This is a genomic window from Fibrobacter sp. UWT2 (genome assembly GCF_900142545.1).
Taxonomy (GTDB): Bacteria; Fibrobacterota; Fibrobacteria; order Fibrobacterales; family Fibrobacteraceae; genus Fibrobacter.
The window spans coordinates 168,027-190,829 of record NZ_FRBF01000005.1 but is presented as its reverse complement, the minus strand read 5'-3'; the positions used below and the strand labels follow the sequence as shown (position 1 = coordinate 190,829).

The window sequence follows — 22,803 nt, the reverse complement described above, 5'->3', positions numbered from 1 at the left end:
ATGTATTCCTGCTCCATTATCATCATCGCTTACAATTCCTGTGACTTTATCCCGGCATGTCTAAAGTCCGTGCGCGATGCGTGCGAAAATGTGGATGCACAGATTATTGTTCTGGATAACGGTTCCGAATCGCCGATTTTGCCTGAAATCAAGGCCTATTTCCCCGAAGTCCTTTGGCTCGATTCCAAGGAAAATCTGGGCTTTGGTAAGGGCTGCAATCTCGCCGAAAAGCAGGCTACGAAACCGTACTTGTTCTTTATCAACCCCGATACGGTGGTGTCCCGCGACTCCTTTACGCAGGTGCTGGACTTTATGGAAGAACATCCGGAAGCGGGTACGGTGGGTTGCCGCATCTTGAACGAAGACGGCTCCATTCAGTGGGCATGCCGTCGTTCGTTCCCGACGATTATTTCTGCAGTTTCGAAGACGATAGGTCTTGCCGCCTTGTTCCCGAAGAGCAAGCTGCTGGCCAGCTACAACATGACCTACGCTGATCCCGATGCCGTTACCGAAGTGGATGCGGTCAGTGGATCGTTCTTCTGCATGAAGCGCGACCTGTACGAACAGCTGAAGGGCTTTGACGAAGACTTCTTTATGTACGGCGAAGACCTTGACCTTTGCTTCAGGACAAAGGCCGCGGGTCGCAAGAACTATTACACGCCTTCGACTAACATTCTGCATTTCAAGGGCCAGAGCTGCCGTACGCGCCGTTGGGGCTCTTATGTAGACTTCTACAAGGCGATGCTGATCTTTGTGAAAAAACACAAGGACCTTTACTTTGTTCCGAATTTCCTGGTGTCTTTCGGTATTCTGTTTGCAGCCTTCGTGGGTATGTTCTCCAGGCTCATTCCGAAGTTCTGGAAGATGTTCCTGGACTTGGGCGTTATCGCCATCTGGGCCTTTGTATTCCTGGGCCGCGGTGATTCCATTGCCCGTTCTTGCGCCAAGATGGGGCTTACCGGCGATGCGGCTTTGGATTGCATCGACTACTCCGTAGTCGTAAAGCATTCCATGTTGAGCGTGTCCCAGTTCGAAGACTGGTGGCTGGTCGGCTTGGTTGCCGTCTTGAACATGGCCTTCCTTATCTTCCGCGGGGAATATACGGTTTCTAGCCTGAAGGGCGAAAAGTTCCTTCGTTACCTGGTCCCCCTGAATATACTTACGGTGGGTGGCTATGCGGCATTCCGCTACTTTACCCAGACGCCTATCGTCAACGACGAAATCAGTATATTGCCTTACGACTATCATTGGATTGCCATCGTGGTTTCTACCTGCTTGGTGATTCCCATTGCACTTTTTGTGTGGCGTCGCGTGGCATTTTGGATAAACTATTTCTACCGCATTTTTGCGAAGAAGCGTCACCGCTCCATTTTGCTTGGCGGTCGAGAAGATTCCTTAAGCAACTGGTTCGATAGCTACAACGTGATTCCCGGAATCGAAATCCTAGGTTGCGTGAGTTCCGAACCCGACAAAATCAGCGAAGAGAACCGCCAGCATCTCCTAGGCTCCCTTTCCGAGATGGAATCGGTTTGCAACCGCACCGGCTGCCGCGAACTCCTGGTGGTGTCCAATTTCTCCGGCTATCGCGAAGATTTTGACATCAAGTGGCTTGATAGCCTCGGATTACGCGTGTTTTTGCTGATTGGTAACGGAAAAGAGGGCAATTACGCCCTTGTAAACCTCAAATATCTGCACTAAAACATAAAATACCTACATTTTCTTTACACATTGCACAAAAATGATGTTATTTTTTGTGTAAGTATTTGATTATTAAGGTTTTATGTTCGATACAAATCTTTTGGATATTCTGTGCTGCCCCGAAACGAGGGGTAAGCTGAAATTGGCGTCCGACGAATGCTTGGCCGCTTTGAATCAGTCTATTTCTGCAGGCACGTTGAAGAACGTTGCCGGTGAAAAGGTGACGGAACCTCTGACCGAGGCTCTTACTACCGAAGACAATTCCAGGGTGTATCCGGTTCGCGAAGGAATTCCTGTTCTTTTGGCGGACGAAGCAATTTTGCTCTAAGAGGTGTTTATGGCGGTAACGTTGGAATCACTTAGAAAGTCTGTCGGCAAGAAAAACTCCAATTCCATGGTGTTTGCTTGGCTTGCAGATCTCGAACGCGTGGCGGGTGAGCTGGACAAGGCTCTGCAGAGAGTCGATGGCGGTCTCACGCTGTACCCGAATGATATTTCGGCACGACTGGTTCGCGCAAAGATTCTTATTCAGCTGGAAGCCTACGAACCTTGCGTCGAGGAATGTGAACGCATCATTGTGATGGATCCGTTCAACTTGGCCGCCCAGCGCATTATGGGCGATGCCTACGACAAGCTTGGCATGTTGGCCGAACGCAACGTCTGTTACCGTCGTTTGCACGACATGGATCCGCTGAACACCTTCTGGAAAGAAGAATATGACGCCGTGCTCGAAAGTACGGCTGCCGCTGCTGCGATTGGTGCCGCTGCGGATTCCGATATTATCATGTCCGACAGCACCCAGGATATGGGTCAGGCTGCTGGCGAAGAAACTTCGCCGCTGGACTTGTCTTTCGATGACGATAACTCGTCTGAACCTGCGACCGAGGATGCCGGTACGGAATCCTTCGAAATGCCTGCAACCGAAGAATCGATTGATTCCGAGACGGTGGATTCTGACGATCCCTTTGCATCTCTTGCGGCGATGTTGCCCAACGGCGATTCCGCCGATGATTCCACCATGGAAGACCTGTCTGCTTCTCTGGAATCGGCAATGGATTCTATCAAGACCGATGAATCTGAAGGCTTGATTGAAGAATTCCCTGCAGACGAAAATATTTCCGGCTCTGACGTTTCTTCTGCCCTGTCCGACATGTTCGGTCTGGACGACGACTTGGAACCCGAAGAAACGACGAGCACGAGTCCCTTTGCTAGCGCTGCTCCTGTTGCAGATATTCCTGTAAGCATCGACGACAATGCGCAGTCCAATGCGGAATCCGTGTTTGAAAGCGCTTCTGTAGAAGACAAGCCGCAGAGCATCGACGATGCCTTTGGCGACATCTTTGGCGAAGACGAACTTCCCGAAGAAAAGCCGCAGGAAGAAGCGAAGCCTCAGGATGTGTCTAGCTTCGGTTCCATCGAAGATCTTGCTGAAGCCCCGCTGAACGAAGGGATCGAAGATAACGATGGCGATTCCCTGTTCGAAAAGTCTGCTGAAGTTTCTGCACCTGCAGAAGACAAGCCGCAGAGCATCGATGATGCCTTCGGTGATATCTTTGGCGAAGACGAATTGCCCGAAGAAAAGCCGCAGGCTGAAGCTGCACCGCAAGAAGAATCTCTTGAACTTCCGGCGGAAGAATCTCTCGAAGCCGCTCCTGCAGAACCTGCTGAAGAAGAAGGTGGCTTGTTTGAAAAGTCCGCTTCTGCAGAGATGAACCTGACGGGCGATGACAGTCCGGCTGAAGTCGCTGAGCTCGAAGCTCCCGCAGCAGAAACTGCTCCGGCAGAAGATGCTCCGACGACCATCGACAACGCTTTTGATTCCATCTTCGGTGAAGACGAACTGCCCGAAGAAAAGCCTGCAGAAAGTGCTGAGGCTCCGGCGGAAGAATCCGTTGCTGATCTTGAACTGCCGGCGGAAGAATCTCTTGAACTTCCTGCTGAAGAAGCTCCGGCGGAAGAAGATATCTTTAAGCTCGATGACGAACCGGCCGCAGAAGAATCTGCTGAAGAAGAACTGGTGGTGGATGATGCTCCGGCTCTTGAATCGCCGATTGACAATCTCTTCGCTGACGATGCTCCTGCTGCACCTGCCGCAGAAGAAACTGTTGCTGAAGAAACAGCCGCTGAAGAGCCTGCTGTCGAAGAGGCTCCTGTTGAAGCAGCTCCCGCATCGGACAACAGCTTCAGTGTAGACAGCGCCTTTGATTCTCTCTTCGGTTCTGACGATGATCTGCCCGAAGAAAAACCTGCCGAAGAAACTTTGACGGAAACTCCTGCTGACTTGCAGGAAACCGAAGCTCCCGTTTCGCTGGAAGAACAGGTGAATCAGGCTGAAGCCGAATTGGAAATGCCTGAAGTGAAGTCTGAAACTTCGGACTTGGCTCAGGAAATGGGCGGCGCATTCGCCTCTATGTTTGGCGATGCTGACGACGATTTGGATTTGCCCGAAACGGCACCGCAGGCTGAATCTAACGAACAGGAACTCACCGGCGCTCCGATTGAAGAAGCACTTGACACGCCTGCCGAAAACGTAGAAGAAGCCATTGAAAGCGACCTTGACAAGTCTTTTGATAATTTGTTCGGAAAAGAGGACGATCTGCCGGTAGAAGGGGAGTCTGCCTCCGCCGAAGTAGAAACGGCTCAAGCCGCTCCTGCCGATATCGCTCCGGAAGCTCCGGCTGCAGAACCTGCTCAGGATTTGGATTCCCTGGAATCCGAAGTTTCTGGTGCCTTCAAGGGTCTGTTCGATATGGACGACGATTCCTTGACTGAAGAAACCAAGCCTTCGAATAAGGGTGTAGATTTCTTGATGTCTGGTGATTCCGACGATGAAATTTCTGCTGGTCTCATTAATGACCCCGATGCTCCGCTGGATCGTGGCGCACAGGATTTGGACGATAGCCTGAATACCCGCACCTTGGCTGAAATCTATTTCGACCAGGGACTGTATGCAAAGGCTCTCGAAATCTATAAGGACTTGGCTCAGAAAGAACCTGAAAACGAAGATATTGCTGCTCGTCTTGCCGAAGTGGAAAAGCTCTATAACGATAAGTTTGGAGGTAACGCTTAATGGCAGATCAGCAACAGCAGCCGCAACTTCGTATTGAAAAACTGTTGCGCGAAATGGTAAACCGCGGTGCATCTGACTTGCACTTGCGCGTAGGCGTTCCGCCTGTTTACCGTATTAACGGTGCTTTGCAGCGTCCTTTCGATGTCAAGGTGGATTCCCTGATGATGGATTCCTTCTTGGATGACATCATGAACCGCGATCAGAAACAGCGTTTTGAAGCTAACAAGGAATGCGACTTTGCCGTGGGTGCCCGCGACATGGGCCGTTTCCGTGTGAACGTTTTCCGCCAGCGCGGTTCTATCGCTGTGGTGATTCGTCACATTAAGGCAAAGATTCCGGCCTTTGAAGAATTGCATTTGCCCGAAGTCATTCGCGACATGTCCTTGACCAAGCGTGGTCTCGTGCTGGTTACAGGTACAACGGGTTCGGGTAAGTCGACGACCTTGGCCGCCATGCTGGATTACATCAACCAGAATGAAGCGGTAAACATCATTACGGTCGAAGACCCGATTGAATACCTTTACAAGGACAACAAGGCGATTATTTCGCAGCGTGAAATCGGTGTGGATACGCTTTCTTACGCCAACGCCTTGCGCGCCGCTCTCCGTCAGGACCCCGATGTGCTTCTGGTGGGCGAAATTCGTGACTTGGAAACCATGCAGATTGCCATGACGGCTGCCGATACGGGCCACATGGTGTTTGCGACGATCCATACCACGAACGCGACGGAAACTATTCACCGTGTGCTTTCGATGTACCCGCCGCACCAGCATGACGAAATTCGCTTGCTGCTTTCTGAAGTGCTTGCCGGTATTATTTCGCTGCGCTTGTTGCCGACCAAGGATGGTAACGGGCGAGTGCCTGCTGCCGAAATCCTTGTGAATACGGCGGCAATCAAGGAATACATCGAAGACAAGGACAAGAACGACTTGATCGAGCAGGCTATTGCTGAAGGTCACATGCAGTACCGCAGCCAGACCTTCGACCAGGCGCTCCTGAAACTCTACGAAGAAGAAAAGATTTCCCTTGAAACGGCTATGAACGCTGCCACGAACCCCGATGACTTCGATCTTAAGATCCGCGGTATCTCGGGTACGTCTGAACGCAGTTGGATGTAGCTAATAGCAAGGCGGCTTTGCCGCAAGAATATGAAAAGTCCTCCGCAATTCGCGGAGGACTTTTTGGTGGATTAGGAGGAATTCTATTCGTTGTAGTAGACGGAGCTTCCTGAAGGGAAGGTGACGCTCTTCTGGTAGCTGGAGGTATTGCTTACTTGTGCGGGCTGACCTGTAGTAGCGACCATGTATCTACCCGATATGGTGGGCTTGAATGCGATGTTAGATGTTCCGTAGTAGCTGCCGGTTGTAAAGCTGACGTTATAGTTAGTGCCCTTTTCCGAGGAACCGCTGCTGAAACCGAGAACCGTTTTACTGGTGAGGCTTGCTGAACCGTCGGCGTCGAAGGAGCCGCCCATGCCGCCGCTAATCTGGCATTCAACGATGACAACGCCACCAGAAATGGTGAGTTCGCCGTTGCTGTCAATGCCGTCGGTGTCACCGGAGCCAGTCTTTGCGTGGTGTACGCCGCCCGTAATGGTAAGGAAACCGCTGCTGCTTCCCATTCTGCCACCCATGCCGCCTCCGGGGCCGAATCCCCAGTTTGACTGGCCGCTTTGATTGGTGTTGCCGGATCCGTCATTGCCGCCGGCAGCATTCCAGGCGTCATCGGTTCCGTAGACATCGGTAATGCCGCCGTTTGCCTTGATGTACCAGGCCTCCAGACCTTCATAGGAATTGGTCACGTAGATGGTACCGTCGTTGATCATGAGGGTTGAGTCGGCATGTACGCCGTCGTTCTTGGGGGCCGCAATAGTTGTGTAGCCTCCGTTAAAGTAGACGTTCAAGTTGGAATGCACTCCGTCATCACCAGAAGAAATGTCAATTTTCCCGGCATTGATGTAAACTCTGTTGTCAGAGACGATGCCTTTGCCGGTCGATGTTACCTTGATGTTCGGCTCAGAAACCGAGTCTTGGACGATGATATAGTTGTAAGCCTGGATGCCGTCGTCGCCCGCCTTGGTAATGGTGATGTTGCCGCCCTTGATATTGACAATGCCTTTATTGTCTACTATAGAGCCTGCATCTTCGCCTTCGTCGCTCTTGATGCCGTCGCCGTTGGTCGCTGCGATGGTAATGTTTCCGTTTTCGATATCCACGATGCCCTTGCCCTTCAAACCGTTATTTGCGGCGGTCACGTTGATTGTCGTTGCACCGCGGAAGCGCAAGTCGTTGCTAGTGTGAATGCCGTTGTTGTAGTTGCCCTTCACGATTAAGGTACCTTCGCCCTTGATGGTCAAGTCGTCCTTGGCGTAAATGCAGGCGCTGGTGGTATCTACCTTCGTTTCGTTGTTGGAATTGACGTAAGTATAAGACTTCGTACGGGTGCTTCCGTCGCTAAGCGTGTTGGTGGTTCCGCTTTTGGCGACCACGAAGGTCTTGCTGGACATCTGCGAATAAATGGGAGCATCAGCCGTATTGGTAAGCGTGAGTCCGCGCAGGTTCAGGTAAACGCCCGAATCGCTCTTGGGAGAATACACGCGGATCTGGGCGTCAGCGCCGCTATAGGAGCCGCTAAAGTCGTAGTCGCCGGCACAAGTAATTTCGACTTCGCCGCCAGTGACCGTGACGCAGTTGTTGTTGTTTTCGACAGTGGCACCGTTTGCGGCGTAACTGATGGTGGGAACGCTACCGTTTGAAGGCGTTACGACAGAGGCGCTGCTGTTTGCGGTTGCATCTGCAGAACTGCTGGGCGCTACATTCGAATTGCTCGATTCCGGCGTTACCGTTTCAGAAGAAGTAAGTCCCGGCTGAGAAGCGCTACTGGCTGCTGTTTCGGGATCTTCCGAAATGGTTTCAGAAGAACTGCTTTCAGGTGTAGCCGCTGTGACCGTAGTCTTGTTGCAGCTAGCATCAAAGTAATAGAGATTGCCTTCGGCATCCTTGTAGTAAGAAATGCCGTTCACGGTATAGAGAGCCTTGTCCGTCGTGCAGAAGTTGGAAGTATTCTCTGCGGGCGTGGTCGATTCCGCCGGATCGTTTGCAGACGGATCCGTGGCGGGATCGCTCGGTGATGTTTCTGCAGCAGGATCAGGTGTAGTGGTAGATGGATCGGTGGTGCCGCTTTCGGTTGCGCCCTGCGCTGCTTCGGGGAATCCGTAGGTCCCGTCGGTATTGATCCAGAAGGCCAAAGTACCTTCGGCATCAAGGCAAAGCGTTTCGCCGCTGGCGCCTTGCATGGCGGTGTAGCCGTCATAGATGCAAGGGTTAGTGTTGATTTCCTGATTCTCGATGGCTTCTGAAATTTCATCCTTCGGAGAATTAGAACTGTCGTCTGAACAGGCCGCCATAAGGCCCATCGCGACAAGTGAAGAGTATCCCAAACATTTCCTTGTGAACATGATTCCCTCAAATAAAGGTTGTTTAGACTAAAGATACAATGCGTTTGGGGCGGATTCACGGGAAAAAACGACTTAATAAAAAAAACAGAAAACGTAAAATGGAACGAATTTTCCCGTTCGGAACAAATCGCTCCAATTTGTTTTTGTTTCGGTGTATACAGGGAATAAAAAGCTATCTTTTTTAGAAATTACGCCATTTAGATTCTTGTAAAATCGAGACGTTATGAAAATATCCCTGTCTAAGCCGTTTGCCCTTTGGGTGGCAACCCTGCTTTCTATGCCGGCCTTCGCTGCATCGCCGGTGGTAGGCCCCGAGAATGTTCGCAACTTGCGCCTGTTGGAAAATTCTCCGATGCTGTTTGATTTGCATCGTGTGACAACAGGGGAAGGGCGTCAGTTCTTTGCTTACCCGCATCGCGATACCTCTTTCCGCAAGAACTTTGTGGCAACAGAAAAGAACGCCCTGCTTTACTTCGATAACGAAAACGGGGCGTCGGTTTCGGGACACGGCTCTTTTGAAAAATCGCAGCCCCGCATGGCTTTGGCGATGTCGTTGGTGGGTGGCATGGACTACCGCGGCGGCGAAGCTCTTGGCGATACCATTTGGCCGGGAATCGATGGAGGCATTTACTTGCGCGGTTATGCGGATTCCATTGACTTCGTGCTCGATGCGCGTATTTATGATGAAGGTCATTCGGCGGATCGCCCAAGAGCTTTTGATGGCGAGTTCCTGGAAGTCCAGAAAGAAGAAAACAATTCCGGCCTCGAGTATACCAGTTACGCCCGCTACCGCACGCACATTGCCCTGAACTACGATTGGCTGCGCCTGGACTTTGGCCGCGACGTGATGCACTGGGGCCCCGGCTACTACAATAACTTGAGCTTGAACCAGTTTGCGCTGCCGTACAACATGCTTTCGCTCGATATGCAATTTGGCCCGCTGCGCGTGCTTTCGTTCTATGGAGACCTGCGCATCTTTTCGAGCATGAGCTCCAGCAATATCGACAACACCCGCAATATCTTTGGCCACCGTTACGAACTTGCCGTGGGCAATGCGACCTTCGGTATCAGCGAACTTCAGATTCAGTATGACAACTTGAAACCTTGGCTGTTCATTCCGACGGTTCCCCTGTTCATGGAAAAGGGCAACTACTCCGAAGACAGCAACAACGGCTCTCTTTCTTTTGACTTCAACTACCGCTTGTTCAATTCACTCCGCCTTTATACGGAATTCTTCCTGGATGACATGGAAAGCCCGGTGAGTCTCGTGAAAAACGACAACATCGAAGCCAAGTGGGCTTGGATGGCGGGTATGCATGGCGCCCACGATTTCAAGATCAAGTCGCATTTGCTGGAATCGGGCTTTATCGCTGAATACGCCCGCATCGAACCTTACGTGTATTCCCACTTCTACGAGAATACGGCGCAGATGGCTCATCTGGGCCGCCCGCTGGGCAGTCAGGCAGGGCCTAATAGCCAGACCATTGACTTTACCGCTTATGGCCGCCTGGACCATCACGTTTTTGCATCCTTGCGAAACACCTGGTTCTGGAAGGGAACGGATCACGGCAGCGCTGTAAACGATACGACCCCGCGTCGGGACCATATGAAAATCCACAAGCATTTCTTGCGTGGCGCGAAGATGGAATATTCTCTGACACCCTCGGTCAGCTACGAAGGACAGTACGTATTCTTCCTCGGCGAGATTACGTTGTTCAACGACGAAAAGGTTTACCTCCGTACCGGCTTCAAGTGGTAATTGCGAACCCACACCCCTTCCAACTTCCTACTGTCTACTACAATGCTACCTGAACTCTTAGCTCCTGCTGGCGACCTTGTTCGCATGAAGTACGCCTTCGCTTACGGCGCCGATGCCGTATATGCGGGGCAGCCCGCCTTTTCGCTCCGTGCCCGCGAAAACGGTTTTAAGAATTTGGACGACCTGGCCGAAGGTATCGAATATGCCCACCGCCTGGGCAAGAAGTTTTACCTCACCAGTAACGTGATTCCCCGCAACGTGAAGGTGGAGGCTTTCCAGAAGGCCTTGCTTGCGGCCATTGACTTGAAACCTGACGCATTGATTGTGGCGGACCCCGGTTTTGTGGGTTGGTTGCGCGAAGTGCGACCCGAGGTCGAGATTCATTTGTCTGTACAGGCGAATACCACGAACTATTTGGCGGCCAAGTTCTGGCATGACCTTGGCGTGAGCCGCGTGATTTTGAGCCGTGAACTTCGTTTGTCCGAGATTTTGGAAATCAAGGACCGCTTGCCGGATTTGGAATTGGAAGTTTTCGTGCATGGTGCCGTCTGTATGTCGATGTCCGGTCGCTGTATGCTCAGTAACTGGGTGACTCGCCGCGATGCCAACCAGGGCGCCTGCGATAACAGCTGCCGCATGCCGTATCGTTTGTACGCAAACCCGGAGCCGCAGTGCGAAAACTATCAGGAGCATGAAGGCTCCTTCCGCCTGCAGCGCACCGACCGCCCGGAACTGGATCCGATTGCCTTGGACGAAGACACTTGGGGCACATACTTCATGAGTAGCCGCGACATTTGCGCGATCGACGTGATTCCGGAACTGATGGCGGCGGGGCTTGATTCGTTCAAGATCGAAGGTCGCACCAAGTCGGTGTATTACTTGAGTCAGGTGGTGCGTGCCTACCGTATGGCGATAGATTCTTGTGCCGATCAGTTTGCACAGGGCGTGCCTACGGAATCGGTGAAGGTTTCCGACGAAAGCCGTCGCGCGATTTCCTTTGTGGATGGTCGCGGATTCATGCCGGGATTCCTGCGTGGCCCTCTGCCGCAGAATTACGAGTCCACTCACGAAGAAGCTCCCGGTGGCTGCGTGGCGGCGCAGGTCCTGTCTTACGATGCTGCTACGAATTCTTGCCGCGTAAACGTCAAGACGCCCTTCTCTATCGACGATTCCCTGGAGTTGATGACACCGTCGGGAATGGCTCCTTGCAAGATCGAGGCGATGAAAGATTTCAGGGGGGGAGATGTGGATCGCCTGCATCCGGGGACCGAGGGAATCGTTTTCTTACAAGAAAATGACGAAAATCTTTCATTTGGTGCGAATTTTGCCTTTTTTGTGCGTAAAATCACATAAAATTTGAATTTTTTATAAATTTATTGCGTATGGCCGTCGACGAAGCGACAAAGAAACAAGACGAACTGGAACTTTATCAGATTGATGATAAAGCCATTATGCCTTTCTTTCAGTGCCACTGCGAAGAATTGAAGCAATTCATTCAGGAACGCAGGGCGCAGAACTTGTCGCTTCTGGAATTGCTTAAGCAGTTTATCCGCACCTACAAGCTTCCCTTCAATATGCAGCGTTATATGTCTGTACAGACAACGTATATCAAGCAGGTGCTGCAGGAACGTATGCAGGATCGTCAGGTGGCGGTGAGTCGTTGGATCCAGGAACACGCCGGTAGGCATCGTAACCGTATGATCCAGTTGCAGTGCCTTTATCTGGACCGCATCAAGGATAAACTCCTGCCCGAAATTCAAAAAATGCTGGAACAGCGTATCGAAAATCTCCAGTCGAAAGTCGACGAAAATAAATAGAACGCTAAATCCTTGATAATCAATATCTTCTACGAAAAACTGCCTTTTTTTGACAAAAATGGGCAGTTATTTTTTTGTATGCTTAAAAAAAATAATGCACCTTTGTTCACTAAAAGTGTTCATTTTCTTGTCAAGACATAGTTCAAAATTTTTCTGTTGATAAGTTGTTCCAATCATAGGGAGTCTGTCTTGATTGCGGAGTGACTAAAAGCGTGATTTGTTTGTAACAATGGGGGCAATATTGGTAATAAATAATTTTTTGCAGTTTTTGAGCTAAAATCGCCACTTTTCAAAAAAAAATGCATGCCCCTGACATTTTGTTGTATGCTTTATTTAATTTTTTCATGCTTTTTTAGATGATTGGTAGAACGTGACGAACTCTGTTGCTCTTTTGAATTCTGAATCTTCGGTCTGGCAGTTGGTGTTGGACCGTGCGCATATTGAATGTAATGATTATTTGGGCCTCGAAATCCTTGATATGGTCGGATACGAGGGATTTTTTGACGGCTACGCCCAGATAACGGTTCCTGATGAATTTCGCAGAGATTGGGTGAACGCCCATTACGCCGGTGTATTGCGTACCGCCTTTTCCGAAGTCCTTGGTGAATCCTTTGTTGATTTCAAGATTTCGATTGCCGCTAGCGAAAAAAGCGTGCAGGTGATGTCGACTCCGGCAGCCCCGAAGCTTCCGCCCGTGCGCCCGGCCCGTGTTGCCGCCAAGAAGCGCGCCCCCCGTCTCAAGCTTTCTTTGTATGCCGGCTATACTTTCGAGAACTTTATCGAAGGCGACTGCAACTTTACCGCTTGTGAAGCTTGCAAGTCCGTGGCCGAAAAGCCGGGCGATCCGGCCTTGAATCCGCTTTTTGTATATGGCAAGTCCGGTCTCGGCAAGACTCATTTGTTGCAGTCCATTGCCGGACAGATGCTCAAGAGCAATTCCCAGATCCGCGTGGTCTATTGCCATGCTTACGAATTCCTGCGTGACGCTACGGCCATGAGCAAGACGCTAGACGCAAAACTCGGCAACGTCCGTGAACTTGCTTACGCCTTCCAGGAAAAGTACGAAAACTGCGATGTGCTGCTTTTGGACGACGTCCAGCTTCTGGAATATGGCGTCAGCACGCAGAAGCGCCTTGCCATTTTGATTAAGCATTTGCGCGCCCAGGGCAAGCAGGTGGTGCTTTCTTGCGACAGGCATCCGTCGCAGTTCAATCCGCTTCGCGAAGGCGAAGCGCGCCCCAAGGGCCATTCCGAAATCCCGTGCATTTCGGAAAAGCTTCTGGCTCCGCTGGAATCTTGCGTGGCTGTGGGCCTCGATGTACCGGACCTTACGACTCGCATGAAGCTGATCCAGAAGAAGTCCATGAGCATTCCGTTCGTCGACAAGGACCGCGAAGAAATTTGCAGGTTCCTGTCGCTCCCACCGCGCGAAAACTTCCGCGTGATCGAGGGCATGCTGAACGGTCTCCGTGCCATGAACGAATTCTGCGAAGAGAACCTGGACCTGGGCGCCGTCAAGCGCTTGGTGGCAGCTCCGGGAACCTCTGGCGTCGAGGAACTTTCAGTCAAGGGAATCTCCGAAACCGTGGCCATGGAATTCGGCTGCGACCTCACGGCCCTTGCAAGCAAGCGCCAGGACGCCGGTGTAGCCCTTCCGCGTAAGGTGGCGATGTACCTTTGCCGCGAAATGACCAGTACATCGCTCGTAAATATTGGCGAATTCTTTAACAGGGATTACTCTTCTGTTATCGCCGCAATCCGTTCACTTGTGAAGCAGATGGATAAAGACGAAGACCTTGCCCGCAAGGTCAAGGATATCCGCTATTTGCTGGAAGCCTAGCAATGATTGCTTTGGTGACGGGTGGCGCAGGCGTCGTAGGGAAGGCGCTCTGTCGGGAACTTTTGGCTCGTGATGTGTGTGTTCGCGTGCTTGTGCTCCCGGGCGATACCCAGGCTGGGTTTTTACCCGAGGGGGTGGAGGTCTTTTATGGGGATGTTTCGGATGCGGATTCAATCCGCAAGGCCTTTGTGGGCGTAGATTTGGTCTACCACCTGGCCGCCATCCTTCTTTCGACAAAGCCGGGCGCCTTTGAACGCATCAATACCAACGGAACCCGGAATGTGGTTGCCGCCGCCAAAGAAGCCGGTGTAAAGCGCCTCCTTTACGTTTCAAGCATTTCGGTGACGTACCCTGTACTGACGGAGTACGGCAAAAGCAAACTGGCGGGGGAGTCTTGCGTCAAGGAATCCGGCCTGCAATGGACGATCGTGCGCCCGACGCTGGTGATAGGCGAACCGGTCGGTTACGGCGGTGGAATCGAATTCAACATGTACGCCAACTATGTGCGACGCTTCCCGGTGTATTTCTTGCCCGGTGGCGGCAAGTGCCTCAAGCGCCCCGTCAAAAGCGTTGACTTGGTCAAGGGAATTGCCTTGGCCGGTCTTTCCGAAAATGCCGTTGGTAAGACTTACGCCTTGGCTGGCGAGGGTGTCCTTTCGATGGCGGAGATGGCCAAGGCGGTCTTGAAGCTGGCGGGCAAGCGTCATTGGATGATTCCGGTGCCCTGGTGGATTGCAAAAAAACTTGCCGTGCTCAAAAGCTGGATTGGCGGGAAACCCGTTACGGCAGAACAGGCCCTTGCGGGCTTTTTGTACGACGCCGCTCCCGATATCGAAAACGCTAGGGCCGATTTGGGCTATAATCCCGGTTCACCCTTAGAAATTTGAGTTAAAAAGCGTATTTTATCACAAAAAATCGGCAATTATTTACATTGCCCTTTTTTTTGTTTATATTCCTATGCATAAAACGAGGTATGTATGAATTTTAAAGTTTGTTCTGTTCTGGGGGCATCTGCCTTGGCGATGACCTTGATGCTGGCCGCTTGTGGCAGCGACGATAATTCGTCTAACGTGGAACGTGGCGACGACGGTTCTTCTTCTAGCGTCGAAGAAACGTCTTCTTCTTCGACGACGGAATCGTCGTCTTCCGAAGAAGCCGATGTGCCCAAGGGCACCCGCGCCGCAACCTTGGATGACTTGGAAAAGAACATGACTCTCGGCGAAATGTTCGGAACCGAACTGTACCTCGCTTCGGGAAATAAGCAGGGCGTGTTCTCCCTGTGGATTCAGGATGCCTCTTCGATGGCTGTGATTGCGGTCCATTCGGATTTCAAGGGCGGCGTGATTAAGATAAGCACCGACAACGGTTCCTTTATGGGGTCTGACTCGAAGAGCTCCGACGAAATGCAGGCATTCTTTGAAAAGACCGCAACGCTCAAGTTTATCGTCAACGAAAACGACCAGCTGCAGGTTTCTGTCAATGATGGCGACTACAAGGATGTCAAGAAGTCTCCTGTAGACGTTGACCGTAACGATATTTCGGACGCCAACGAACTGCATGGAACCAAGCTTACTTGCAAAAACGAAACCGAAAAGCTGGAACAGGTGTATTCTTTCTACAAGGACAGCTATATCGTCGAAGAAAAGATCGGCGATTCCACGACGTGGTCGGCTGGCGCCTACGATATCCAGCGCGGTTACTTGCTGATGGTGACGGAACTTTTTGAAACGGAAGCCTATTCCCTCGTTATGGCTTCTCTGAACAAGAAGTTCAAGATGACCATTCAGGCGGGCAGCACGTTGGAATGCACGAAGGCCGAGCTTGAAAGCAAGGAAGTGGATAGCGAAAAGCTGGCCGGTAGCTGGGTGGCTTATGACGAAGACACCAAGTGGTCGCTTTCCCTCGATAGCAACGGCGATTATACTTTAGAGTGGACCTTGAGCAAGGTGCCTCAGGGCAAGAGAACCGGCATCTGGGCCGTGTTTGGCGACCAGCTGATTCTCATGAACAAGAGCTGCACGGTCTTTGCAGATGGTAGCAAGTGCAAGTCCGCGGTGAAGGGTGCTGTTGAAAAACTGGACCCGGAAAAGGGCTTCACCTACAAGCATAACGACACCGCTCCCGTTCCGAAGGAATGGGAAGTCCCGCAGTACGAGTAAAATAAGGCTTTGACCGCAAATTGAAAAACGCTCCGCATCTAGCGGGGCGTTTTCTGATGTTAAAATTTAAGGTGCGATTACTTGTTGTGGTGCTCGGCGTGGTGTTCGCAGCCGCAACCGCCGTTGCCGTCGCAGTTTTCCTTGTTGCCGTGACCGCCACATTCGCATTCGTGGTCGCCTTCGCCCTTGCCGCCGCAGCAGCAGTGGTGACCCGGGTTCAGTTCTTCTTCGGTAGCTTCACGCACAGAAACGACTTCGATGGCGAAGTTCAGGTTCTGGCCGGCGAGTTCATGGTTCGCATCGATGACGGCGGTCTTTTCGGAAACGGACTTCACGCGGATCGGCATCGGGCCGGCCGGAGTCTGGGCGTAGAACATCATGCCTTCGACAACCTTGTCGACACCCTGGAAAACGTCCAGCGGGACTTCCTGGGTCATTTCTTCGTTGTATTCGCCGTAGCCTTCGGACGGAATCACCTTGACGTCGAACTTGTCGCCGACATCATGGCCGACCATGGCCTTTTCGAGACCCACGACGATCATGTGGGCGCCCTGAATGTACTGCAGCGGTTCGCGGCCTTCGGAAGAATCGATGACCTTGCCTTCGTCGGAGGTCAGGGTGTAGTGCATCTGGACAACAGTCTTGTCGGCTATCTTCATAGAAAATCCTTTTTAATGTTTGGGGAGGTTCAAATATAGAAAAAATACTTCCTACTTCCTACTTCCTACTGTCTACTAGGAATAAACCTGACAGCGTCCGTGCTGCCGTTCTTCTGGATGAGGGTGGGCGGCAGTTTCTTGCCGAAACCTTGGTACTTGAGGCGATCCTTGCTGATGCCCTTCTTTACCAGGTAGTTGTAGATGAATTGGGCGCGTTCGGTAGAAATGCGGTTGGCGTTTTCGCCAGAGGCGTCGCTGGCGGCGCACTGGATTTCCAGATTCACCGGGTATTGTCGCATGTGGTACACGATGTCGTTCAAGGCGGTGTAGCTGGAATTCACCAGTAGCGTGTCATGGCCCTTGAAGTGGATTTGCTTGGCGAATACGTTGAAGTTCTGCCTGGGGTTGGTGGGGCAGCCGGAATCGTCGATGGTTGCCTGCGCTTGGGTGCCGGGGCATTGGTCCGCCCAGTCCGCAATACCGTCGCCGTCAGAATCCAGCGGACAGCCCAAGCTGTCGATGGGGGCGCCTTCGGGGGTGCCCGGGCACTTGTCTTCTTCGTCAAAGATTCCGTCACTGTCTTGGTCTATGCGGCAACCGAGAATATTGACCAAGACGCCTTCGGGAGTGTCGGCACATTCGTCCTTGGTGTCGGGAACTCCGTCTTTGTCGGAATCCAGGGGACAGCCCGATTCGCCGACTTGTTCGCCGAGCTTACTGTTGGGGCACTTGTCCAGATCGTCGGGGACGCCGTCGCCGTCAAAGTCCAGCGGGCAACCGTGCTTGTCGATAGAGATGCCTTCGGGAGTGTCGGGGCATTGGTCCAAGTCGTTGGTAATGCCGTCGTGGTCCTGGTCCAGCGGGCAGCCGTCTTTTCCGACGGGCTCGTCTTTGGGCGAGTCGTTACACTTGTCGTTGTTGTCGTCAATACCGTCGCCATCGGTGTCCAAGGTACAGCCGATGGAATCTACGGCAAAGCCTGCTGTGGTATTGGGGCATTTATCCAAGTAGTCTGCCACGCCGTCGCCGTCATGGTCCAGGGGGCAACCGTTGTAGTCCACTGCCAGTCCCATCGGTGTAGCGGGGCATTGGTCTACAATGTTCAGGACACCATCCAAGTCTTCGTCCACGGGGCATCCGCGGGGGTTGACGACTTGTCCCTTGAAGGTGTTCGGGCACATGTCCTTGCGGTCGATAACGCCGTCGTGGTCGTCGTCGCCCCAGCTGAAGTCGAAAATCTTGCTCAAGGTAATGGCGATACCCAATTCAGGTGAACCTGCCATGGGGTAATAGATGCTTTCTCCGCCAGATTTCAGGTTGACTTGCAAGGCGTCTTCGGTGTCCAGCTCCTTGAAGTAATGGAAGCCGATATCACCCGAAATAGTCAGGTAGCTTTGACGGGGGAGATTGACACGCAGGCCGGGGGTGATTCTGAAGGGGCTGTTCAAGAAATGGTCGCCCCAGCGGGTAGAACGGAAGGGCGTTTCGCCAGAAGCTTCGAGAATGAGCGTGATGGTCTTTTCGGGGAATACGTTGAAGCCGGCACCCCAGAGGAAGTATTTGTCCTTATCCTGGAGATCGTTCAAGATGCCGGTGTAGCCGTTGAAAACCAGGTAATGTCTCCAGTCGAACGAAAAGTGGACGTTGATGTTGGTGGCCGCGTTGTTGGCGGTGAAGGCGTAGGCGCTGTTGTCACTCTTGATATACCAGCGGTGCCTGGGGCGGAATCCCTTTTCCGTGGAACCCGTGGGAAACAGGATTTCGCCGCTGATACCCAAATTGAACCATTCGTTGACAGGGATCGAGCCCTTGGCGGACAGCTGCAGGTCTCCGAGGCCCATTCCGTCCAGGTTCGTATTGTTGATTTGGCCTTCGTAGTGAACCGGTAACGAAAATCCCAGTTCCAGGTTGTCCAAAACGGCGAAACTCACGAAAAAGGTTTCGTCGTTAGAGGGCGTGTTGTTGTCGAGTTCGGTAAAGTTTCCTTTAGAATCGGTGTAGCCGTCGCTCATGCTCAAGGTGTTTCCGTCGCTGGCCATTTCGAATGCGCCCGAAACGTACAGGTAGCCTTGAGGATTCGTTTTTGCCGAAGGCGCGTGAATGCCGCTGGTAGACCTTACGATGCCGACCTGTGCGAGGACCGGCATGGACATTAGGCATAATGCGGCAAACAGCTTTCTCATAACTCGATGTATAACATAGAAAATTTCTTATTGCTGCTAATTACTATATTTCTAGCGAAATGAAGGAATTGGAAGAAAAACAGGAACTGCCCTCTTGGCACCGTAAAGCCCAAAAGGCTTATCGACTGAATCGAATCATCATTATTTTGCAGATGGTTGCAGCCTTTGTCTTGGCCGGTGTCATTTGGTTTGGTGTAGAAAAAGTAACTGGAAATTAGATGAATTATTTCGTTTCGGGTATATTGTCCCTATTGCTATTGGTCATGGCGGGTTGTGCTAGTAAGCCCGATATGACGCCCAAGGTTGAAACAGCGGATTCCTCTGAAACTGAATCTTTTTCGGAACGGGCCCTCAAGGAAAAAATTTCGGATTCTCTCGCCATTCGCCCGTCCTGGACCTATTACCAGTATGCTTTGCAGGCCATGGACAACCAGGAATGGCTTTTGGCTAGACATTACCTGGATGAATCCCTGAGGCAGTTGGTTTCTGAAAGGTTCAATTCTACCTACAAGAATGTCTCTGCGGCCGAAGATTCCGCCTACCGCGTCAAGATGCCGCTCCGCATTGTGCGCGCCCTCGACGAAGTTTACCCCAACGTGGCCGAAATGGGCCAGAATGTCGACAACTATACGCGAAACGATGTCTCTATCGAAGGGATTGACGCTCTCGACGAAAGTGCGGCCGACAGTGCCGCCCTCCAGGTGATCGAAAGCTTCCTGGATACTCTGGACTTGTCGCAGTTTACGCTCCCCGTGAGTTTCAACGAGCGCGTGCTTCAAGAAATCTACTACATGACGACTTCGGCACGCGCCTTCATGGCGGGTTCTTTGAACCGCAAGACCGCTTATGACTCGCTGATTTACGCCCAGCTCGATTCGGCCAAGATGCCTCGCGACCTGATTTACCTCGCCTTGGTGGAATCGGGCTTCAAGGTCAAGGCCTACAGCCGCGCCAAGGCATCGGGCATGTGGCAGTTCATTCCCGAAACGGGCAAGCGCTACGGCCTGGAAGTGGACTACTGGGTGGATATGCGCCGCAATCCGGAAAAGGCGACGATGGCCGCTCTCAAGTACCTGAACCGCCTGCACGACGAATTTGACGACTGGCTTTTGGCGATGGCGGCCTACAACTGCGGTGAAGGCCGCGTCCGCAGGCTGCTTCGCGAAATGCAGGAAGACACGACCCGCGATACGACCATCGCCGTGACCTATTGGGACTTGGAACTGCCCAAGGAAACCATGCGCTATGTGCCCCGTATCTTGGCGGCCATGGTCGTCGGTCATTACCCGGAACAGTACGAGATGACGGTGGAACAGACTTACCAGCCCGATTTCGATACGGTGACGGTTTTCGATTCCTTCCCGCTCGAAGAAGTGGCCAAGCTTTTGAAGGTCTCCGAAGATACGCTGCGTACCTTGAACATGGAACTGGTCAAGTGGTGTACGCCGCCGAACAAGGATTCCTACCTGTTGCGTTTGCCGGTGGGTACTCGTGCCGCCTTTGTAGATGGCTACGACAAGATGGAAAAGAATAACTTCTCCAGCTGGCACCACCACAAGGTCCGCAAGGGCGAAAATCTGGGCATGATTGCCCGCCAGTACGGCATCAAGGTGTCTGAACTGCAGCAGGCCAACGACATGAAGAATACCCGCATTCGCGCGGGCCAGTCCCTGCTCATTCCGATCAAGGTGACTCCGAAGCCCAAGGCCAATCGCGGCAAGAAACCCGAAAAGGTGCGTACCTACATTGTCAAGTCCGATGATAATCTGGCATCCGTTGCCCGCAAGTTCGGCATTTCCCAAGATTCCGTCCGCTCCTGGAATTCCCTGGATGCCGCCGCCGTCATCAAGGAAGGCGACACCCTAGTGGTATCTAAACCCGAACCGAAACCCCAGGTTGAAAAGATCCGCCCGAAAATGGCAAAGGGCGAAAAGTATGTTGTCCGTGAGGGGGATACCTTCGCGGCAATCGCCGAAACCTTCGACGTTCCGGTGGTCATGCTCATGCAGGCGAACGAAGGCTTTAACCGCCGTCTTTCGGTGGGCGATTCTCTGGTCATTCCCGAATACGTGCGCAAGAAGGCCGAGAAGAAGACCGCCAAGTCCGAAAGCAAGCCCGCTGCCAAGCCGAAGGCTTCCAACGAAAAGACTTCTGTCTATACGGTGCAATCGGGTGACAACCTCACGAATATTGCCCGTAAGTTCGGAACCACCGTGGCAAAGATCCAGGAATTGAACAACATGGGCAGTTCCTCTAGCTTGAGCGTGGGGCAGAAGCTGAAGGTCGCCGGTACCGCTCAAGAAGCGCAGTTCAAGATTCACACCGTCAAAAAAGGTGAGGGTCTCTGGGACATCTCTCGCCAATATAAGGTGACCATCGAAGAAATCGTCAAGTGGAACGATTTGCAGGACACCAAGATTAAGGTTGGTGAAATGCTGAAGATCAAGCAGTAAGACTGCTTAATCGTTCCTTAGAATAACGTAATTCCGAGGCTCACGTAAGGCTGGAAGTACGTGTCGAAATCAAGCATGAATTCGTCGTCGTCGCGGACGTCTCCCGTCTTGCGCTCGAAATAAGTGTGGAAATATTCGTGGTTGTTCCTGAAACCCGTCGACAGGAAGAATCCGTGCCATGCCGTGCGGAGGCCTGCACCGTAGGCGTAACCGTAAATGGCGGGCGAGGTGAACTTGGTATCGTCGGCAAAGAAGGTCTTGCCGAATACGGCGCCGCCGAAGGCGTAAAGCTTGAGCATGAACTGGTGCTTGTAATTCATGACGATGGGCAGGGCGAAGTCAAAACCCAGCTGGAAAAGGGCCGTGTGGATTTCGTGGCGGCCTTCCAGGTCGGTGGAGTCGAAGGGGGCTTCGAAGAAGTCGTCTTCGTCGTCATAGGCGGCGAGGTCCTGATAAGCCTGCTCCCTGTTGCGGGGGGAATGGCTGACTCCTAGGTATTGGTAACCGGCCATCAGGTAAATGTCGAACCATTCCGTAAGGGGGAGGCTACCCGAGGCACCATAAAGGTAGGTGTTGTCCACGCTGATATTGTGGCTCCTGCCGTTCACCTTGTAGGAATAGTTGACGTTTTTCATTTTGACGCTGCCGAATTCCATATAGGGGCCGAACGATCCGCGGTCCTCGAAATCCTTGTAGTCGTTGTCGGTAGAAGCCGCCATGGAGGTGTCGATGACCACTCGGTCGGCAAAGGTAAGGGTGCTCGCAAGCAAAATCAGGGTAAAAATTCTCTTTCTCATGCCATAAATATATAAAGGAATGTCCGGAGGCATAAAAAGGGGCTGTGGAGGCGTGGGGGATAATTTGGTAAAAAAAAGTTCTAAATAGAGTTTTTTTGTGTTTATTGCCCAAAAATTGATTATTTTTTAGACCAAAATTAAGAAAAACCTCATTTGGAGCAGATTTTTATGAAAAAGCAGTTGTTGGCCCTTTGCGCCGCCGCATTGATGGTTTCCGTTACCGGTTGTAACGACAAGATGGACCCGAACGACCCGCAGTCCGTGCGCAAGTACCTGACCAAGCAACAGATTCCCTTTACCCCGAACCAGTTTGTTTCTTATGCCGTGAACGGCGATACTGCCAAGATGACTCTCTTCTTGCAGGCTTCTTTCGAAATTGACGCTCCGGCCGACAACGGCAACAACGCCGTGGCCATCGCTGCCAACAAGGGCAACATGGTCGTGCTGAACTACCTGTTTGAACATGGTGCCAAGGCCGACGTGAAGAACGGCAACGGCGAAGCCGTGCTGGACAACGCCGTGATGATGGGCAACAAGGAAGTGGTGAACCGCCTCCTGACTCAGCTCAAGGCCGAAGGTGCTGAAACCCAGACGCTCGGCACTGCTGTGCTTCTCGCTGCAAAGACCGGTAAAGTCGACATGCTCGAAGTGCTCGCCGAAGCTGGCGCACCGCTCGATTCCCGTAGCGCTGACGGTTACCTCCCGATCCACTGGACCGTGAAGAACGGTAACTACGACGCCATGATGTTCCTCATCAACAAGGGTGTCGATGTGAACGCCAAGTGCGGCCAGGGCTACTCTGTACTCGACTGGGCAACCAACGAAGGTTATACCCGCTTGATCAAGGCCCTTAAGAAGGCCGGCGCCAAGAATACTCCGCAGTACTTCAAGGACTCCAAGAAGTAGTCTTT

The 22,803-nt window shown here is 52.2% G+C and carries 17 protein-coding genes; 13 read left to right on the top strand and 4 right to left on the bottom strand.

Features of this window, described 5'->3' with window-relative positions; all coding sequences use genetic code 11:
- From BUA40_RS05325 to BUA40_RS05310, 4 genes are all read left to right on the top strand, one after another.
- A complete protein-coding gene (locus tag BUA40_RS05325) occupies window positions 1-1,698 on the top strand; it encodes a glycosyltransferase family 2 protein (protein WP_072799185.1) in 1,698 nt (565 codons plus the stop codon).
- An 82-nt stretch (window positions 1,699-1,780) separates the two neighbouring features.
- A complete protein-coding gene (locus tag BUA40_RS05320; protein ID WP_072799183.1) occupies window positions 1,781-2,026 on the top strand; it encodes a Trm112 family protein in 246 nt (81 codons plus the stop codon).
- A gap of 9 nt (window positions 2,027-2,035) precedes the next feature.
- Window positions 2,036-4,768 carry a tetratricopeptide repeat protein gene (locus BUA40_RS05315; protein WP_072799181.1) on the top strand — a complete coding sequence of 911 codons (2,733 nt, stop codon included), beginning with the start codon at window positions 2,036-2,038 and terminating at the stop codon, window positions 4,766-4,768.
- Entirely contained in the window at window positions 4,768-5,886 is a 1,119-nt protein-coding gene (locus BUA40_RS05310; RefSeq protein ID WP_072799179.1) for a type IV pilus twitching motility protein PilT, read from the top strand. Before BUA40_RS05315 ends, BUA40_RS05310 begins: the two co-directional genes overlap by 1 nt.
- A gap of 83 nt (window positions 5,887-5,969) precedes the next feature.
- On the opposite strand, the gene BUA40_RS05305 is transcribed toward BUA40_RS05310, so the two are convergent.
- Entirely contained in the window at window positions 5,970-8,207 is a 2,238-nt protein-coding gene (locus BUA40_RS05305; protein ID WP_178299552.1) for a carbohydrate-binding domain-containing protein, read from the bottom strand.
- A gap of 241 nt (window positions 8,208-8,448) precedes the next feature.
- On the opposite strand from BUA40_RS05305, the gene BUA40_RS05300 reads away from it, so the two are divergent.
- From BUA40_RS05300 to BUA40_RS05275, 6 genes are all read left to right on the top strand, one after another.
- A complete protein-coding gene (locus BUA40_RS05300; protein WP_072799175.1) occupies window positions 8,449-9,984 on the top strand; it encodes a hypothetical protein in 1,536 nt (511 codons plus the stop codon).
- A gap of 42 nt (window positions 9,985-10,026) precedes the next feature.
- On the top strand, window positions 10,027-11,337 hold the full coding sequence (locus tag BUA40_RS05295) for a U32 family peptidase C-terminal domain-containing protein (RefSeq protein WP_072799324.1): 1,311 nt from the start codon (window positions 10,027-10,029) through the stop codon (window positions 11,335-11,337).
- Window positions 11,338-11,366: 29 nt separating this feature from the next.
- Window positions 11,367-11,801, top strand: coding sequence for a hypothetical protein (locus tag BUA40_RS05290; RefSeq protein ID WP_072799173.1), 435 nt, complete (start codon window positions 11,367-11,369; stop codon window positions 11,799-11,801).
- Window positions 11,802-12,171: 370 nt separating this feature from the next.
- A complete protein-coding gene (locus BUA40_RS05285; protein ID WP_072799171.1) occupies window positions 12,172-13,641 on the top strand; it encodes a DnaA ATPase domain-containing protein in 1,470 nt (489 codons plus the stop codon).
- A gap of 2 nt (window positions 13,642-13,643) precedes the next feature.
- Window positions 13,644-14,528: an NAD(P)H-binding protein gene (locus tag BUA40_RS05280; RefSeq protein ID WP_072799169.1), complete on the top strand. Its 885-nt coding sequence runs from the start codon at window positions 13,644-13,646 to the stop codon at window positions 14,526-14,528.
- 90 nt (window positions 14,529-14,618) lie between these two features.
- Window positions 14,619-15,800 carry a hypothetical protein gene (locus BUA40_RS05275; RefSeq protein ID WP_143149694.1) on the top strand — a complete coding sequence of 394 codons (1,182 nt, stop codon included), beginning with the start codon at window positions 14,619-14,621 and terminating at the stop codon, window positions 15,798-15,800.
- 77 nt (window positions 15,801-15,877) lie between these two features.
- On the opposite strand, the gene BUA40_RS05270 is transcribed toward BUA40_RS05275, so the two are convergent.
- On the bottom strand, window positions 15,878-16,459 hold the full coding sequence (locus BUA40_RS05270) for an FKBP-type peptidyl-prolyl cis-trans isomerase (protein WP_072799164.1): 582 nt from the start codon (window positions 16,457-16,459) through the stop codon (window positions 15,878-15,880).
- Between the two features lie 65 nt (window positions 16,460-16,524).
- Window positions 16,525-18,642 (bottom strand): OmpA family protein, encoded by a 2,118-nt coding sequence (locus BUA40_RS05265; RefSeq protein WP_083585290.1) that lies wholly within the window; start codon window positions 18,640-18,642, stop codon window positions 16,525-16,527.
- A 59-nt stretch (window positions 18,643-18,701) separates the two neighbouring features.
- On the opposite strand from BUA40_RS05265, the gene BUA40_RS14520 reads away from it, so the two are divergent.
- Window positions 18,702-18,860 carry a hypothetical protein gene (locus BUA40_RS14520; RefSeq protein WP_158278335.1) on the top strand — a complete coding sequence of 53 codons (159 nt, stop codon included), beginning with the start codon at window positions 18,702-18,704 and terminating at the stop codon, window positions 18,858-18,860.
- A complete protein-coding gene (locus tag BUA40_RS05260) occupies window positions 18,861-21,095 on the top strand; it encodes a LysM peptidoglycan-binding domain-containing protein (protein ID WP_072799159.1) in 2,235 nt (744 codons plus the stop codon).
- Between the two features lie 17 nt (window positions 21,096-21,112).
- Here the strand turns inward: BUA40_RS05260 and BUA40_RS05255 are convergent, their stop codons facing one another.
- On the bottom strand, window positions 21,113-21,892 hold the full coding sequence (locus tag BUA40_RS05255) for a hypothetical protein (RefSeq protein WP_143149693.1): 780 nt from the start codon (window positions 21,890-21,892) through the stop codon (window positions 21,113-21,115).
- Window positions 21,893-22,060: 168 nt separating this feature from the next.
- Here BUA40_RS05255 and BUA40_RS05250 point away from each other — a divergent pair, with 168 nt between their 5' ends.
- Window positions 22,061-22,798, top strand: coding sequence for an ankyrin repeat domain-containing protein (locus BUA40_RS05250; RefSeq protein WP_072799154.1), 738 nt, complete (start codon window positions 22,061-22,063; stop codon window positions 22,796-22,798).
- Window positions 22,799-22,803: the final 5 nt, after the last annotated feature.